Origin of the sequence: Cryobacterium algoricola, from assembly GCF_004402485.1 — a bacterium.
In the GTDB taxonomy this organism is placed as follows: Bacteria; Actinomycetota; Actinomycetes; order Actinomycetales; family Microbacteriaceae; genus Cryobacterium; species Cryobacterium algoricola.
Window position 1 is genome coordinate 19,930 of the sequence record NZ_SOFG01000023.1, and the last position, 16,964, is coordinate 36,893.

Sequence of the window (16,964 nt, forward strand, 5' to 3'; positions counted from 1 at the left end):
GGGAAAAGGTTCGGGCTACTTGGTCGTGGCTGCTGCGGCCGCCGCCTGCGCTTCCTTCAGGGCTTCCGCTGGTGTCATCGCTCCACTCAGTGCGTTCTGAACGGCCGTGTAGACCTGCTCGGAGATCTTCGGGTAGTTCGCGCCGAGGTTGTCACTCGTGCGGCCCTTGGCCGCCTTGACGGCATCGACCCACACCGAGAGTTCCGGGTGCTCGACGAGGAGGGCCGACTGGCCGGCCGACGTCGCCGGGATGTAGTACGCGAACGTGTCTGCGGTCTTGACCTGGCCTGCGGTGGTGCTCATGCACTCGACGATCTTCTTGGACACGTCGTAACGTGCGGTGTCCTTTTGCGTCGGGATGACCATGAACTCGCCTCCGGTCGGGGCGGGTGCGGCTCCCCCGGCCTCCGCCGGGATGGTGATATAGCCGGTCTTGAAGGCTGCCTTCGACGCGCTGTTGACCTGCCACGTACCGTTCACGACAAAGCCGAAGTCACCGGTGAGGAACTCCTCCCAGGTCGTGTTCTGGGAGTTCGTGATCACCGAGTTCGGTGCGAGGCCCTGGTTGACCCAGTCGGTCCAGAGGGTCAGCGCTGAGACCGCCTGCGTCGAGTCGAGCTTGTTGAGGTTTGCTCCCGCTCCCCAGAAGAACGGCAGGAACTGGAACGTGCCCTCCTCGCTCGCGAAGCCCGCGAACGTGATGCCCTTGTGCCCGTTGGTCGAGACCTTCTGCAGGGCCGCAGTGAGGGTGGCCCAGTCTTTGACCGTTGCCGGGTCGACGCCGGCGGCATCGAGGATGTCCTTGTTGTAGTAGAGCGCAAGGGTGTTCGCCCCGACCGGGACGCCATAGGTCTTGCCGTCGAGCACGCCGGCCCCGAGAAGGTTGGGGTCGATGGCCGATGTGTCGAGCCCGATCGAATCCATGTCGTTGAGGGCGCCGGTATCGGCGAGCGTGGTCACTGCCGGGTTGTCGAGGAGCACGACGTCAGCGGCCGTGCCTTCCTGGGCGGCCAGCAGGGACTGGTTGGTCAGGGACTGCGAGTCGTACGCGGTGCGTTTGATGGTCACGCCGGCATCGACACCGCAGGCGTCGATGCGCTTGGCCCAGTCAGAGCTGGCGTCGTGCTGGGGATACGGATCCCACACGGTGTACTCGGTGCTGCCAGCACTGCTGGAGGCGCCGCCTGCAGCCGAGCATCCGACCATGGCCAGTGCGAGGGTCGCGACCCCGGCGACTGCCATCGTGCTACGTACGAACTTCATTGTCATCACGTTTTTCCTTCTTTGGAATAGGGCAGGAATATCAGGGCAGAATTGTGAAACAAATAAAACTAGTTTCAACAGGGCGAGGCTAGCACTGAATTTCCCGGTACGTCAATCGGAATTCGTCTCTTTTGTCACTGAATTGCGGGGCACGCGGGGTACAGTCTTTTCTCGTAGGGTTTCACTCGACTCGGCCGCAGGATGGCCCGGTGTCGACATCGGTTTCATAGGCGAAAGGACACCATGGGCAAGACGAATGACGCAGTCACGCTCGCCGACGTGGCGCGTGCCGCCGGCGTGTCCATCGCGACGGCGTCCAAGGCTCTCAACGGCAAGACCGTCGTGCGCGAGGCAACCCGGCGCCATGTCGAGGAGGTGGCCCGCAGCCTCGCCTTCACTCCCAACCCGTTCGCCCGCGCACTCAATTCGTCGATCACGGGTACCATCGGCGTCCTGACCGCAGACCTCGCCAACCGGTTCGTCGTTCCGATCCTTCTCGGCGTCGAAGACGCTTTCGGTGCGGACTCGACGTCGGTCATCCTCACGGATGCCCGAAACGACTCCATCCGGGAGTCGCACCAGTTGCGCACCCTCATGGCGAAACGCGTCGACGGCATCGTCGTCCTGGGCGACAGCGACACGTCCCGCCCTTCGATCACGGACCAGGTGACAGTGCCGGTGGCCTATGCCTTCGCCGCCAGCCAGGACCCGGAGGACTCCTCATTCACGACGGACAATTCGCAGGGCACCGACCTCGCCATCGACCACCTCGTCTCCCGGGGCCGACGCAGAATAGTCGCGATCAGCGGCGATCCCACCTTCTCGGCGGCTGTTGAACGGCTCACCGGCGCCACCCAGGCGATGCAGCGACATGGCCTGCAGCTCGTCGGCGGGGAGAACCTGTATGGCGACTGGAGCGAGGACTGGGGCCGTCAGTGCGTGCACGCCCTCGTCGAGGCCGGGCTTCACTTCGACGCGATCTTCTGCGCAAGCGACCAGATCGCCCGGGGCGCCATCGAGCAATTGCGCGATGAGAACCTCCGCGTGCCGGAGGACGTTGCCGTCGTCGGCTACGACAACTGGGAACTGTTCAGCGTGCACTCACGCCCGCCGATCACCACGATAGACATGAATCTCCAGGAGCTGGGCCGGGCGGTGGCACGCGAACTCATCGACGCCATCAAGGGACAGCCGCATCCGGGAGTGCACCGCGTCCCGGTGCGCCTCATCCCGCGCGCATCGACGACGCGGCTGTGACCGGTCAGGGGCCGGCACGGGAGGACGGGCGTCACAGCACAGGTCACCCCGGACATCCCGATGACGACCGACTCGCCCGGCGGTCGCGCTCTCTGCCGCGCCCCTGCGACTGCTGCTGATACTCTTCCGGCAGAGCACGTGCAGTCCGCACAGCACGCACGGTAGACAGGCGGTCATGTCCAACACTCCGGCGCTTGCGCGCAGACTCGGCACCGGTGACGCCGTGGTCATCGGCCTCGGCTCGATGATCGGCGCAGGCATCTTCGCCGCATTCGCACCCGCCGCGGCGGCGGCGGGTGGCGGTCTCCTGATCGGGCTCACCATCGCGGCCGTGGTCGCGTACTGCAACGCTTCGTCGTCTGCGCAGCTCGCCGCCCAGTACCCGACATCCGGTGGAACATACGTCTATGGCCGGGAGCGCCTCGGCGAGTGGCCGGGATTCCTCGCCGGGTGGAGTTTCGTGATCGGCAAGACCGCGAGCTGCGCGGCGATGGCGTTGACGTTCGCCGCGTACGCTGCGCCGGCCGGCTGGGAGAAACCCGTCGCCGTCGCCGCCGTCCTGGGCCTGGCCACGGTCAACTATTTCGGCGTCACGCGCACGGCCGGCCTGACCCGGATCATCGTGGCCCTGGTCCTGATCGTGCTCGCGGTCGTCGTGATCGGTGGCCTCGCCGGTGGCGTGACGCATCCGCTCGGCCTCGGCACGAACCTGTTCGCGGGCGGCTGGTACGGAATCCTGCAATCCGCGGGTTTGTTGTTCTTCGCGTTCGCCGGCTACGCCCGCATCGCCACGATGGGCGAGGAAGTCAGGGATCCGAAGCGCACCATCCCCCGGGCGATCATGACCGCACTGGCCATCGCGCTCGTCATCTACGCGATCATCGCGGTCACCCTGCTTCTCGTGATCGGACCGGACCGGCTGGCAACGTCCGTGGCACCCCTGGTCGACGTCGTCACGGCCGGCAGCTGGGCCTGGGCCGCCCCGCTGGTGCGACTCGGTGCGGCCCTGGCCTCGCTCGGAGCGCTCCTCGCGCTCGTGGCCGGGGTCGGGCGCACGACTCTGGCGATGGCCCGCACCGGCGATCTGCCCAGCGGGCTCGCCGCGGTCCACGCGAAATACCACGTGCCGCACCGTGCCGAAATCGCCCTCGCAGCCGTCGTGAGCATTTTGGTCCTCACCGTCGATCTCCGCGGTGCGATCGGGTTCTCGTCGTTCGGCGTCCTGGTCTACTACCTCGTCGCCAATCTGTCGGCGTTCACCCAGCCCTGGGTGATGCGCCGGTATCCGAAGGCCGTCCAGGTGCTCGGCGCCGGCGGATGCCTCGTCCTGGTCGCGACCCTGCCCCCGGTTTCCATCGTCGCCGGGGTGATCGTCCTCGTCGCTGGTGTCGGATACCGTCTTATCCGGCTCGGCAGACGCGACTAGTCGAGGTCGTCGACACCGATGGCGAGCGAGACCGCCGTCCAGGAAACGGGCGGCAGGGTGATGCTGACGATGTCCCTGGAGACGCGCACGCTGTCGTTGGCGCGCAGGCCGACGCGTTCCTGGTCGTCGAGCACGTTCCTGGCGTACACATCCGCGTCCGACAGGGTCTGGGCCTCGCGCACAACGACGTCCCCCAGCGCCGTCGTGTCGATTTCGACAGAGACGGCGTGAGTCTGGTCCCGGTTCACCAGAAACACGCTCGTCAGTCCGGTCTCCTCGTCGTGGGTGGCGACGGCATCGACGACGGCCACGTCGCCGTAGACCGCAGTCGAGTACGTCTCGCTCTCAAGCTTGACCTCGAGCGCAACGCCCTGCGCCAGTCGCGAGGTGAGCGCGAAGGGAAAGAATGTCGTCTGGCGCCAGGCCGGGCCATTGGGCTCCGTCATGATGGGCGCGATCACGTTGACCAGTTGGGCGAGTGACGCGCTCGTCACCCGGTCGGCGTGCCGAAGGAGGGAGATCAGCAGGTTCCCGAAGACGACGGCGTCGGCGACGGAGTATGAGTCTTCGAGCAGGCGCGGGGCGACGGGCCAGTTGTCGAGGCCCGTGATCTTGTCGACGTTCTCGAACCGGTCGATGTACCAGACGTTCCACTCGTCGAAGGAGATGTTGATCGTCTTCGTGCTGCCGAGCACGGCCTTCACGTGATCGGCGGTGGCGACGACGGAATCGATGAAGTGGTCCATGTCGACGGCCGAGGCAAGGAAGCTCCCCAGGTCGCCGTTCTTCTCCTCGTAGTACGCGTGGCAGGAAATGAAGTCGATGTCCTCGTAGGTGTGGGTCAGCACGACCCGCTCCCACTCGCCGAAGGTGGGCATGTGCGCGCTCGAGGAGCCACAGGCGACGAGCTCGATGCCGGGATCGACCTGGCGCATGGCCTTGGCCGTCCGCGAGGCGATCTTGCCGTAGTCGTCTGCCGAGCGGTGCCCAAGCTGCCAGGGACCGTCCATCTCGTTGCCGAGGCACCACATCCTGACGCCGAAGGCGTCGGTCTTGCCGTTCGCGACCCGCCGGTCACTCAGCGTGGTGCCGGCCGCGATGTTGGAGTATTCGAGCAGGTCCAGCGCGTCCATCGTTCCCCGGGTTCCCAGGTTGACCGCCATCATCAGTTCGCTGCCGACCTTGTCGAGCCAGCCCGAGAACTCGTGGAGCCCCACTTCGTTGGTCTCCGTCGAATGCCAGGCGAGGTCGAGCCTGCGGGGACGCTCGGCGACGGGCCCGACGCTGTCCTCCCAGCGGAAGCCGGAAACGAAGTTGCCACCGGGATAGCGGATGGTCGAGACTCCGAGCTCCTTGACGAGCTCGATGACGTCCTGGCGAAACCCCTCCGCGTCGGACGTGGGGTGACTCGGTTCATAGATGCCGTCGTAGACGCACCGGCCGAGGTGCTCGACGAATGATCCGAACAGGCGTCGGTTGACCGCTCCGACGGCGAAGTGGGGGTCGATGGTGAGGCGTGCGGTGAGCATGGGCATCTTTCGTGAGGTAGAGGTGACTGGATTTCGGGCAAGCGCCGGCCGGCCCCGATGGTGCGATTCGGCTACTTGAGCGCTCCGAGCGACAGGCCGCCCTGCCAGTACTTCTGCAGGCTGAGGAAGGCAATGATGAGCGGAATGATGGAGATGAGCGATCCGACCACGATGAGGGTGTACAGGGACGCGCCGCCACCGTTGTTCGATGCCGCGAGGGCCTGCCAGCCGCCGAGGCCGACCGTGATCGGGTACAGATTCTGGTCGGACAGCACGGCCAGCGGCAGGAAGTAGTTGTTCCAGGTGCCGACCACCGAGAGCAGCAGCACGGTCACGATCGCGGGGCGCATCAGGGGAACGGCCACCCGGAAGAAGGTGCGGAATTCGCCTGAGCCGTCGACGCGGGCGGCGTCCAGAAGCTCGTCCGGAACGGCATCCGCTGCGTAGACGCGCATCAGGTAGACGCCGAACGGGCTGAGCAGTGACGGCAGGATGACCGCCCAGATGGTGTTCGTCAGGTGCATCTGACTCATCAGCATGAAGGTCGGGATGACCAGGGCCGTCAGGGGAACCATCACGGAGCCGAGCAGGATGGCGAAGGAGAAGTCGCGGCCCTTGAACCGGAACTTCGCGAAGCCGTAACCGGCCAGAACGGCGAGGACGGTCGCGCCGACTCCCCCGACGACGGCGTAGAGGGCCGAGTTGCCGAGCCAGCGCAGGTACAGGCCGCCCTTGTAGGTGAAGAGCTCCTGGATGTTCTGCACGAGATTGAAGTTCTTGTCGAACCAGAGCGCGCCGCCCGCACCGGAGAATAGTCCCTGGGCGTCCTTGGTGCTCGCCACGAACAGCCACCACAGCGGCATCAGGAAGTAGAGCACGAGGGCGACCAGGAAGATGTGAGCGGTGATGTTGCGCTTCGGCCGGCCGGTGCGGGGGCGGGCTCTCGTAATGGTTGCGGCGGTCATGAGCTGAACCCTCCTCTGCGCTTGCGGGTACTGAATAGGAAGATGTAGACCGCGATGAACACCACGATCCCGAGGGAGAACGAGATCGTCGACGCGTAGTTGAACTGCGAGAACTGGAATGCCAGGTTGTACGCGTAGATGTTGGGGGTGAAGCTGGCCGTGATGGCGCCGTTGGCGATGGGTTTCAGCACCTGCGGCTCGGTGAAGAACTGCAGGGTGCCGATCAGCGCGAAGACGAGGATCAGGACGAGGGCCGAGGTGATCATCGGGACCTTCACCCGCAGGGCGATCTGTCGCGGGTTCGCGCCGTCGATGCGAGCGGCCTCGTAGATGCTGGGGTCGATTCCCCGGAGTGCCGCGTAGATGATGATCATGTAGTAGCCGGCCCACTGCCAGACCACGACGTTCATCAGGCCGCCGAAGATGTTGTCCGAGTTGAGGATTTCGGGCGCCTGCTGGTTGATCAACGAGAACAGGTTGTTCAGCGGCCCGAAGGACGGGCTGTAGAGGAAGCCCCACATGATCGAGCCGATCACGGCGGGGATGGCGTACGGCACGAAGATCATCAGCCGGGAGAAGTTCGCCAGTCGCGTGGTGAGGGAATCCAGTACCAGCGCTGCGGCGAGGGAAACGGCCATCTGCACGGGGATGAGCACCACGGCGAATCGCAGCACGAACCAGACGCCGCTGAGGAACTCGGGGTCGGTGAAGGCCTTCACGTAGTTGCCGACGCCGCTGAAGATGGTCCCGGTGGCGAGCCCCTTCGAGAAGAGGCTGAGGTAGAAGGCGTACGCCAGAGGGCTGACGAGGAAGACGACGAAGACAATCCCGAAGGGGGCGATGAAGAGCCAGCCGATCCAGCCGCGGCTGACGGATCGCCGTCGCGACTGTGGCTTCTTCGACGTCGACGCTGCCTGGGGCGTCGTCGCGGCGGCTCCTGGGGAGGACAGCGTCGTTGCTGGGTTGGTCATTTCGTCCTTCTTAGAAGAAAGGGTGTGTCCTGACCGGATGATCCGGTGCCAGAGGACGGAGGAGGAGGACCCGGGGCGGCCGCGATGCGCAGCCGCCCCGGATCCGGGGCAGATCGCCGGTTCGGCAATCTGCCCGGTCACGTTACTGGACGGTGAAGCCCTGTGCCTTCGCATAGGTGGACATGGTCGACTGGAGGTCGTCGAGGGCCTTCTCGCCGGTCGAGGTCTGCTTGATGATGGTGACCATCGCCTTGGTCAGCTCCGAGTAGTAGTACGTCGTGAAGGGGCTGTAGGTGTAGCCCTTGTACGCGTTCTCTGCCGGGATGTAGACCTCGCCGTTGGCCTTCTGGCCGTTGAAGAAAGCCACCGGGGTGGAGGCGAACCACTCGGCGTCCAGCACCGACTTGCTGAGCGGGAAGATGGTCTGCGTGTCGACGCCATCCTTCAGTTCGGCGTCTGAGGCGTACAGTTCCTTGGCGACCGTGGTGGCGAGGGCCGGATCCTTGGCCTGGGTCGTCACCGCGAGCGTTGATCCGCCCCAGTTGACCGAAACGGGCTTGCTGGTGTCCCACTGCGGAAGCGGCGCAACGGCCCATTCCGCGCCCGGCCCGGTCGCCGCGCCGCCGTTGCCCGAGAGGTATCCGGGGGCCCAGGCTGCGGAGATGTACGTGGCGTACTTGCCGCTCGCCATCCCGCCGACATAATCGGTGTTGAACTGGTCCTTGGTGTCGACGAGGCCCTGGGAGATGAGTCCCTGCCAGTAGGTGGCGACCTCCTTGCTGCCCGCGTCATTCAGCGCGATGCCGATGCTCTGCGGGCTGCTGTTGTCGTACTTCCAGGCGGTCTGGCCGTTCTGGGTCATCAGCGCGGTGAACCAGGCGGGAACGTTGCTTCCGAAGTCGCCCATGAACGGCCCGCCGGCCGCCTTGAGCTTCACGGCCGCGGCCTCGTATTCGGCCCACGTCGTCGGGATCGTGATGCCGTACTTGGTGAAGATGTCCTTGCGGTAGATCATGGCCATCGGTCCGCCGTCGACCGGGATCGCGTAGACGGAACTTCCGCTCGAGACATCCTTCCAGGCACCGCTGCTGAAGTTCGCCTTGACGTCGTCCGAACCGTACTTGGTCAGGTCGACAAGCGCCTTCTGCAGCTCGAATCCGGGCAGTACCTCGTCTTCGAGCATGATGACGTCGGGAGCGCCGGTGCCCGCGGCGATGGCCGTCGAGAACTTGGCGTACTCGTCACCGCCCTGTCCCGCGTTGGACCAGCAGACCTGCACATCCTTGTGAGCCTTGTTGAAGAGGTCGACGACCGTGTTGATGTTCGGATACCAGGCCCAGACCGAGACCTTGGGGGCGTCCGGATAGACGATGGTGTTGCTGCAGGACGTGGCATCCGCCGCGGCCGTGGAACCGGCACCGCTCGTGCTTCCGTCGGCCGAACAAGCGGTGAGTCCGAGCAGGAGAGCACCGGTGCTCACTGCTGCGACGAGGGTTTTTTTGTTCACTGTGTTTGTTTCCCTTCAATGGAGATCCCGACGAAGCTGTCGAGAGTCATAGGTGTGAAGCGTCGGGCGCGGTGGTGAATCCGCGTCGGATCGGTGGACGGATCACGAGGCGTCGGAGCGACGAATGCGGGAGCAGTCAATGGTGCCGTATACGGCGATGTCTGCGCAGATCATTGACAACGAATCCTCCTTGATTCGGCGTGCCTTCACCTCGTCATGTACGAATGAGTGCGGCGAAATAACAGGTACAACGTTGTAATTTCCAACGTTGTAATTGATCATGGTGACCCGCGCGGTCGTTGTCAAGAGAATTGTTCAAATTGCGGGACCGGGCCCCGCCTCATCAGGACACCGGGTCCTGAACTGCCCTCAGATGAGGCCGTGGCGGCGGAAGGCGTTCCAGACCCCGTCGTCGAGCACGGAGGTGGTGACCTCGTCGGCCTGGGACTTGACCTCCGCGGTGGCGTTGCCCATTGCGATGCCGACCCCGCACACCTGCAGCATTTCAATGTCGTTGTTGCTGTCGCCGATACCGATGGCGGATGCCGCGTCGAGGCCGAGCAGGTCGAGCAGCTGCAGGATGGTGCTGCCCTTGTTCACGCCGCTCAAAGTCACTTCGCCGCTGCCACGACCCATGTGCGGAATGGTGCCCGTGATGACGTGGAAGTCCCCGCCGAGGGCATCCGTGACGCGGTCGAAGGCGCGGAGGTCTCCCGCGAGGAACACCGACTTGGCGATGCCGGTGAAGGTAAAGGGGCGCACGTCGGCGAAGGCCTTCAGGACCGGATGCTCATCGGCGCCGGTGACGGAGCCCAGGTCCGGCCGGGGATCGCCCTGTCGTTCCTTGTCGTCCTCGAGATAGGTCGCAAAACGCGCGCGCACGCCGGGGCTCGGGTAGAGCTTGTCGTAGGACTGCAGGTAGAAGTCGTATCCCGCGTCTTCGTAGAACCCCACCATGCGCGCCACCGCGTCTTCGGGCATCGTGCGGGAGATCACGACATCGTCGCCGACTTCGGCGAATCCGCCGCCGGCGCTGACCGCACCGTCGAAGCCGATCTCCCGAATCGCCGGGTAGATCTCGACTGACGCCCGCCCGGTACTGAGATACACCAGGTGCCCGTTCTGCCGGGCGAGCCGCACGGCCTCGATCGACGAGGGTGCGATCACCTCCCCGGAGTCGATGAGGGTGCCGTCGACGTCGACGAAGGCGATGCGGGGGGAAATCATGATCTGCTCCAAACGAGGCCGCCTCCGGGACAGTGCATCCGGGAGGCGGCCGACGGGACGAACCCGGTTGGTTCTACGCTATCGGGTGAGGCTCGCTCCATTCGAACGGATGACCTCGGCGTACCAGTCGAAGGACTTCTTCTTGTAGCGGTCCAGGGTTCCGGTGCCGTCGTCGTTGCGGTCGACGTAGACGAAGCCGTACCGCTTGCTCATCTGTGCCGTGCTGGCGCTGACGAGGTCGATGCAGCCCCAGGACGTGTACCCCATCACGTCGACGCCGTCGGCGACGGCCTCGCCGACCTGCACGAGATGATCGTTGAAGTACTCGATGCGGTAGTCGTCGATGACGGTCTTCCGGCCATCCACCGTGACGAGCTCATCCTTGGCTCCGAGGCCGTTCTCGACGATGAAGAGCGGCTTCTGCCAGCGATCCCAGAACTGGTTGAGCACGATGCGCAGGCCGACCGGGTCGATCTGCCAGCCCCACTCGGAGGCCTTCAGCGTCGGGTTCGCGACCCCGGGGAAGATGTTCCCTTCGCCCATGACCCGCTTCGAGTTGTCTGCGGTCTCGGCCACGCTCACGTAGTAACTGAAGGAGACGAAGTCGACGGTGTTCTCCTTGAGCAGCGCCCGGTCCTCGTCGGTGATCACCAGTTCGACGCCCTGGTCGCGCAGGCTGCGCAGGTAGTACCCCGGGTATTCTCCGCGCACGTGGATGTCGCCGAAGGCGAGGTTGGTGCGTTCGGTGGTGAGCGAGGCCATCACGTCGTCGGGATCCGGAGACAACGGATAGACCGGCATCGCGAGGATCATGCAGCCGACCAGGGCGGACGGGGCGAGCTCGCGGGCAGCCTTGGTGGCGAGCGCGCTCGCCACCAGCTCGTTGTGCACGGCCTGATACAGGTCTGTCCGGGTGAGCTGGTCCTTCGGGGTGTTGATGCCGCCGGACAACAGCGGGGCGTGCAGCACGGAGTTGATCTCGTTGAAGGTGAGCCAGTACTTCACCCGGGCGCCGTAGCGGGCGAAGAGCACCCGGGCGTAGCGTTCGTAGAATCCGATCAGGTCACGGTTGACCCAGCCGTCGTAGGTCTCGGTCAGGTGCAGCGGGGTCTCATAGTGCGAGATGGTCACCAAGGGTTCGATGCCGTGCTTCTCGCACTCGTCGATGACGCGGTCGTAGAAGGCGAGGCCTTCCTCGTTGGGTTCCGTCTCGTCGCCGAGGGGGAAGATCCTGCTCCAGGCCATGGAGAAACGGAAGGTGCGGAAGCCCATTTCGGCGAACAGGGCGATGTCCTCGGCGTAGCGGTGGTAGAAGTCGATGGCCACCTGCTTGAGGTTGTCGTCCGTGGGGCCCGCGGTGCGCGGCGTCGTGATTCCCTGCGGCATGACGTCCTGAATGGACAAGCCTTTGCCGCCCTCGTTGTATGCGCCCTCGATCTGGTTCGCGGCGGTCGCGCCGCCCCAGAGAAAGTCCTGCGGGAACGTGACGGGTGTTGAATCGGTCATTCGTGAACTCCTTTTACTTCTGACTACTGACTGCTGACTGCGTCTTGCGCAGATGACCGGTGGAGGAGCAGCAGAGTCGCTCCTCCACCGGGGACGTGCAAACCGCCGTTACTTACTTCGCGGTGGCCAGTTCTTCCTCGGCGATGGCCAGGAAGAGGGGGTCTCCGTGTGCCACCGGGCCCGCGGCGGGTGAGCCGATGGTCGGATACTTCTTCGGGTTCGTGATGATGACGGGCGTCGTGATGTCGTATCCGGCCGCCGTGATGGCGTTGATGTCGAACTCGAGCAGGAGATCGCCGGCCTTGACCTGCTGGCCCTTCTCCACCTTCAGGGAGAAGTACTTGCCGCCGAGCTTGACCGTGTCGATGCCGACGTGGATCAACACGTCCGCTCCATCCGCGTGCTGCAGCCCGATGGCATGCCCGGTGGGGAATGCGGCGACCACGAGTGCGTCGAACGGGGCGTAGAGGGCGCCGACGCGGGGAATGATCGCAACGCCCTTGCCGAGGTCGCCGCCGGCGAAGACGGCGTCGGGGACCGCGCTCAGTGCGACGGCGGTGCCGTCGAGCGGGCTCAGCACCTCGAGGTCGCTGCCCTGCGCCACTGCGGCGGTTTCGTTCGCCGGGTCCTTGAATCCGAGCATCACGGTCAGGCCGAACGGCACGATGATGGCGACGAGAAGGCCCAGAATCAGCATCACGGTGTTTCCTGTGCCGAACAGGGCGGGGAGTGCCAGCAGCGAGGGCAGCACGAAGGCATTCGCGGCGACGCCGCCGGCCGAGATCAGGGCGCCACCGAGGACACCACCGACGATGCCGAAGACGAACGGCCGCTTGAGGGGCAGGTTCACGCCGTAGATGGCCGGCTCAGTGATACCGGCGAGGAAGCCCGACAGGGTGGCCGGGGCAGCGAGCGACTTCAGGTTGGAGTTGCGGGTGCGCACCCAAACCCCGGCGACGGCTGCGGCTTGTGCCAGCACTGCGGCGAAGAGCGGTGCGGTGATGTAGATCAGTCCGGTGCTCTGCAGTTCGGCGGTCATCAGCGGGACGAAGCCCCAGTGCAGGCCGAAGATGACGAAGACCTGCCACAGGCCGCCCATGATCGCGCCGCCGAGCCAGGGCACGACGGTGAAGACCCAGCCGATGCCGCCGGCCAGTCCCGTGCTGATCAGGTTGGAGAGCGGACCGATCACCAGGAAGGTGAGCGGCACCAGGACCATGACCATGATCATGGGTGTCACGAATCGGCGGATCGCGGCCGGCAGCGCGGCGTAGAGGAACCGCTCTCCGTGACTCTGCAACCACACGATGACGATGATCGGGATGACGCTCGAGACGTAGCTGACCATCGTGACCGGGATACCGAAGAAAGTGATGTCCGGCACGCCGTTGAGCGCAACGATGGACGGATACACGAACGAACCGGCGATGGCGAGCGAGGTGAACTGGTTCGCGTTGAAGTACTTCGCCGCGGTGATCGCGAGCGCCAGCGGCAGGAAGTTGATGAAGGCATCCGAGAGTGCGTTCAGGATCGTGTACGTCGTCGTCGTGTTGTCGATCCAGGCGAACGTCACAGCTGCCGCCAGGAAGGCCTTCAGGAGGCCAGTACCGGCGAGCGCCCACACCAGCGGGGTGAAGATCGCCGAGATCATCGCGATGAAGCGGTTGACGAGGTTGCCCTTCGGGCCGTCCTGAGCCGCCCGGCCGTCCGAGGCAGACGTGCCGCCGAGCTTCGAGATCTTCGTGATCTCGGCGAAGACCTCGGGGACCTCATTGCCGATGACGACCTGGTACTGGCCGCCGGCCTCGGCCGTCGCGATGACGCCGGGGGTGGCCTTGACCGCCGCCTTGTCGACCTTCGCGTCGTCCCTGATGACGAATCTCAGTCGCGTCGCGCAATGCACGAGCGACTGGACGTTTTCTTCGCCGCCCACACCCTTGAGGACCGCAGCTGCGGTCTTGGAGTAGTCCATCGGTCTCATTCACCTTCCGCCGCGACATCGCGGCTTCCATACTCAGGAAGCGATTGTCCGGCGTTTTGGGCAAAAAAAAGACCTGAACTCATTCACCGCCATACTGGCGATGCGAGTTCAGGTTTTGCCCGCTGATGCGGTAACAATCCGAAAATGCTTCCACGGGGCGTCTTCGCCCTGCGGTCTCAACGTAGCACACGATCAGGTGGCGGAGTCATCCGCCATCTGGTTCGCCAGCCGCTCGACGTGCACGATCACGTACAGGAGCTCTTCGTCGGTCAGGTCGGAGCCCGTTGCGGCGCTGACGTAGGACTTGACGTCCGCGGCGATGGCATAGGAGCGCGGATAGCTGTGTTTGGCGAATTCGAAGAAGGACGTGTCCGAGCCGCGCAACATCGACTTCGCCACGAGCCGCTGCAGGAGGAACTGGATGTGCAGGATGAACCGCGCGTAGTCGGGGCTCGCCGTGTCGAGTTGCACGCCAAGGCCTCCCTCCACCGTCGTCACCACGTGCTGCACACGCCGGAAGAGCAGCGCCGCGGTTCCATTGGGTTCGTCCCTGGTCGCGTTGAGGAGGTGCATGGTGAGGAACACCGCTTCCTCGTCCGGGAGTGTGGTGTTCAGGCTCACGCTGACCGACCGGGCCATGGCCGTCGCGGCGTCGAACTCCTGCGGATGGAGGACGCGCAGTTCGGGCATGGATGTCGTCGGGATGCGGATGCCTTTCTGCATCCGTTCGAGCACGAATTGGATGTGGTCGATGATGGCGAGCGGCAATCGGCGCCCGAGGCTTCGGCCCAGGGTCCGTTCGGCCTCGTCGACGGCCGTCGTGACGGCTTCGATCACCGGGTACGGCACCGAGGCAAGGAGCTGGCGGGCGTGGGCGGCGTCGCTGCCCTGATCGAGGACGAAGGTCTTCTCGACCTTGGCGGGATCGATCGTGTCGCTCGGAAGCAACTGGAATCCCAGCCCGCGGCCCATCAGCACGCGTTCCTGACCAGACGCGTCGATCGAGATGACGACGTTGTTGTTGAGCACCTTGTGCGCCACCTTCTCCGGTGCGCTCGCTGCCCTGTCTTGCCTCGCCATAACGCTAGTTTAGGGCGTTTGCCTCTCACGGTTGCCGTGGTCGACGGGCAGGGCTCTAGCCGGCGCTACGTGCTGAGAGCACACAGAATTCATTGCCCTCCGGGTCAGCCAGGACGACCCAGGATACGTCTCGCTGACCCACATCGGCTCGCGTCGCCCCAAGGCTGACCAGACGCCCGACCTCGGCGGCCTGGTCGTCCGGGACGAAGTCGAGGTGGAGACGGTTCTTCACGGTCTTCCCCTCGGGCACTAAGCCGAAAAGCAGGGTCGGGTGCGCACCCTCGGCGGCGGCGAGTTCGACTTCGTTGTCGCTCTCACCGACCACGATCCAACCGAGGGCTTCCTGCCACCATCGCCCGAGCGCTTTCGGGTCGCGGCAATCGACGACGACTTCTTCCCAGAACAGCGACATGCCGGACACACTACGCCGGGGCTCCACCCCAGGTCCAGGCGCGGAACATTCCGGTTGCCGGCCGCGCGGTTCGGCGCTCGGTTCAGGCGGCCAGGTGAAACGTGCTCGCGAAACGACCGAGAAGCACTCGGCGACCGCGCAGCACCTCGACGATCCCGGTCTCGATCGCGCGCTCCGGAGCAAGCTCACCGGAAATGAGCCGGCGGATGCCGGGACCGGCAGCGAAGGCGAGGTCGACGGGCCCGTCCCCGCGCGTCACGTCGAGGGTGGAGCCATCCACCCGGATCAACAGCTCGGCTCGACCGAAACGCGCAGAGTACGCGGTCGCCGGGAGCCGCTCCGCAACCAGCGGCCGAAAGGCGGTCCGAAGGTCCATCGTCATCGCGTCGGGGGTGATCACCTGCTCCTCCCGCGGATCGCCCAGGGACTTGAAGCCCCATGCCCCGAGTGCGAGTATGACGGGCTCGAGCTCACGGCCATACGGCGTCAGCTCGTAGACGATGACGCGCGAGTGCGGCACTCGTCGGATGATGCCCGCCGCCTGCAGCTCCTTGAGTCGTGCGGCCAGGATATTGCTCGGGATACGAGCGAGTCCCCCGGCGAGTTCGCCGTAGCGGCGCGGCCCGACGAGCAGGTCGCGCACGATGAGCAGGGCCCAGCGCTCCCCCACAAGCTCCAGGCCTCGCGTGACGCCACCGTATTGACCATAGTCACGTGCGGCCATCGACCTCAGTCCTGCTGATTCGCGAAGGCTTCGGGGCCTTGAGCGGCTGCTACCGGGTCCATCCACCCGAACTCGAGGAAGTTGCCGTCGGGGTCGTTCAGCTGGCGCTGGTACATGAAGCCATAGTCCGAGGCCGGTTTGGGCTCGGACCCGCCAGCGGCGACGCCGTCGGTGACGGCCTTGTCGACCGCCTCCCGGCTGTCCAGGAAGAGTGCGGTCGACACCGAGGGGTTCACGGCCGGGTCGCCGATCGGCAGGTCGGTGAAAGTCTGGAAGTACTCGCGGACCAGGATCATGAAGTAGCTGTGGTCTTCCTCGACGACGACGCAAGCCGCGTTGTGGTCCGAGAAGGCCGGGTTGATGGTGAATCCGAGGGCCGTATAGAACGCCTTCGCGCGCTCCAGATCGGTCACCGGCAGGTTGACGAACATCGTTGTCATCGTGTCTCCTTCTAGAGGTCCCCATGTGGACTGACGCCATACTTGCAAAAAACAAGCACTCCGTCAAGGCCACGTTTTCTCTTTCTAGGTCGACTCAGCCTGAGCAGTCTCCGGCGGCGTGAGCAAAGCCAGGAAATCGGCGAAAGCCCGATTGGCCCGCGTGGTGTCGCCGGTCGCGTCGATGTCCATCAGCAGGCCGCGGATCACGGCGAGCGCCAGGGTCGCGGTCTGGGGCCTGCCGATACTGAGCAGGCCGATCTCGAGGGGCTCCAACCAGTCGAGCGTTGCCGACCGCTGAAAATCGGGCCAGAGAGACAATTCGGCATTGACCCGGAGTTGACTGAACATTCGGAGGTACGGCTTCCCCTCACCGTCCGTCATCGTCGCCCACGCCCGAGCGAGCGTCCGCGCATACGGCTCGTTCGGCCGGACGCGCAGCAGATCGCCGAAAGTCACCAGTTGGCGCTGCCGGGCACGCCTCAGAATCGCGAGGAACAGGTCGTCTCTCGTTCCAAAGTGGTACAGGAGCATACGGGCGGAGACTCCCGTGGACTTCACGAGAGGATCGAGCCGAGTCGGAAGACCGGACTCTATTGCGTGATCAGTGCAGCGCTCGAGCAGCTCGTCTCGAATGTGCGGTTGCGGCTGTCTTCCCATACCCCCACCTTTTCACGTA

General features: G+C 64.9%; 15 protein-coding genes. 2 read left to right on the plus strand and 13 right to left on the minus strand.

Annotated features, from left to right (window positions below):
• Nucleotides 1-15: 15 nt before the first annotated feature.
• Nucleotides 16-1,263 carry a sugar ABC transporter substrate-binding protein gene (locus tag E3O44_RS16120; protein ID WP_174775096.1) on the minus strand — a complete coding sequence of 416 codons (1,248 nt, stop codon included), beginning with the start codon at nt 1,261-1,263 and terminating at the stop codon, nt 16-18.
• Nucleotides 1,264-1,506: 243 nt separating this feature from the next.
• On the opposite strand from E3O44_RS16120, the gene E3O44_RS16125 reads away from it, so the two are divergent.
• Both E3O44_RS16125 and E3O44_RS16130 read left to right on the plus strand, forming a co-directional pair.
• Entirely contained in the window at nt 1,507-2,520 is a 1,014-nt protein-coding gene (locus E3O44_RS16125) for a LacI family DNA-binding transcriptional regulator (protein WP_134535800.1), read from the plus strand.
• 175 nt (nt 2,521-2,695) lie between these two features.
• Nucleotides 2,696-3,946: an APC family permease gene (locus E3O44_RS16130; protein WP_134535801.1), complete on the plus strand. Its 1,251-nt coding sequence runs from the start codon at nt 2,696-2,698 to the stop codon at nt 3,944-3,946.
• Here E3O44_RS16130 and arfA read toward each other — a convergent pair.
• From arfA to E3O44_RS16190, 12 genes are all read right to left on the minus strand, one after another.
• On the minus strand, nt 3,943-5,475 hold the full coding sequence (gene arfA, locus E3O44_RS16135; protein WP_134535802.1) for an arabinosylfuranosidase ArfA: 1,533 nt from the start codon (nt 5,473-5,475) through the stop codon (nt 3,943-3,945). The genes E3O44_RS16130 and arfA overlap by 4 nt on opposite strands.
• Nucleotides 5,476-5,546: 71 nt before the next feature.
• Nucleotides 5,547-6,440, minus strand: a complete 894-nt coding sequence (locus E3O44_RS16140; protein WP_134535803.1) for a carbohydrate ABC transporter permease — start codon at nt 6,438-6,440, stop codon at nt 5,547-5,549.
• Complete coding sequence (locus E3O44_RS16145; protein WP_134535804.1) at nt 6,437-7,411, minus strand: carbohydrate ABC transporter permease; 975 nt, start codon at nt 7,409-7,411, stop codon at nt 6,437-6,439. The genes E3O44_RS16140 and E3O44_RS16145 overlap by 4 nt, the downstream gene beginning before the upstream one ends.
• 142 nt (nt 7,412-7,553) lie before the next feature.
• Nucleotides 7,554-8,918 (minus strand): ABC transporter substrate-binding protein, encoded by a 1,365-nt coding sequence (locus E3O44_RS16150; protein WP_134535805.1) that lies wholly within the window; start codon nt 8,916-8,918, stop codon nt 7,554-7,556.
• Nucleotides 8,919-9,287: 369 nt separating this feature from the next.
• Nucleotides 9,288-10,145: a Cof-type HAD-IIB family hydrolase gene (locus E3O44_RS16155; protein ID WP_134535806.1), complete on the minus strand. Its 858-nt coding sequence runs from the start codon at nt 10,143-10,145 to the stop codon at nt 9,288-9,290.
• A 78-nt stretch (nt 10,146-10,223) separates the two neighbouring features.
• Nucleotides 10,224-11,651, minus strand: coding sequence for a glycoside hydrolase family 1 protein (locus tag E3O44_RS16160; protein WP_134535807.1), 1,428 nt, complete (start codon nt 11,649-11,651; stop codon nt 10,224-10,226).
• A 112-nt stretch (nt 11,652-11,763) separates the two neighbouring features.
• Entirely contained in the window at nt 11,764-13,623 is a 1,860-nt protein-coding gene (locus tag E3O44_RS16165; RefSeq protein ID WP_134535808.1) for a beta-glucoside-specific PTS transporter subunit IIABC, read from the minus strand.
• 201 nt (nt 13,624-13,824) lie between these two features.
• The gene (locus E3O44_RS16170) at nt 13,825-14,712 is read right to left on the minus strand and encodes a PRD domain-containing protein (RefSeq protein WP_134535809.1); all 888 of its coding nucleotides are present in this window, start codon (nt 14,710-14,712) and stop codon (nt 13,825-13,827) included.
• Between the two features lie 55 nt (nt 14,713-14,767).
• Complete coding sequence (locus E3O44_RS16175) at nt 14,768-15,124, minus strand: VOC family protein (RefSeq protein WP_134535810.1); 357 nt, start codon at nt 15,122-15,124, stop codon at nt 14,768-14,770.
• Between the two features lie 82 nt (nt 15,125-15,206).
• Nucleotides 15,207-15,848, minus strand: coding sequence for a winged helix-turn-helix transcriptional regulator (locus E3O44_RS16180; RefSeq protein WP_134535811.1), 642 nt, complete (start codon nt 15,846-15,848; stop codon nt 15,207-15,209).
• Between the two features lie 5 nt (nt 15,849-15,853).
• Nucleotides 15,854-16,288, minus strand: a complete 435-nt coding sequence (locus tag E3O44_RS16185) for a VOC family protein (RefSeq protein ID WP_134535812.1) — start codon at nt 16,286-16,288, stop codon at nt 15,854-15,856.
• Nucleotides 16,289-16,372: 84 nt separating this feature from the next.
• Nucleotides 16,373-16,819 (minus strand): hypothetical protein, encoded by a 447-nt coding sequence (locus E3O44_RS16190; RefSeq protein WP_198415974.1) that lies wholly within the window; start codon nt 16,817-16,819, stop codon nt 16,373-16,375.
• Between the last annotated feature and the right edge of the window lie 145 nt (nt 16,820-16,964).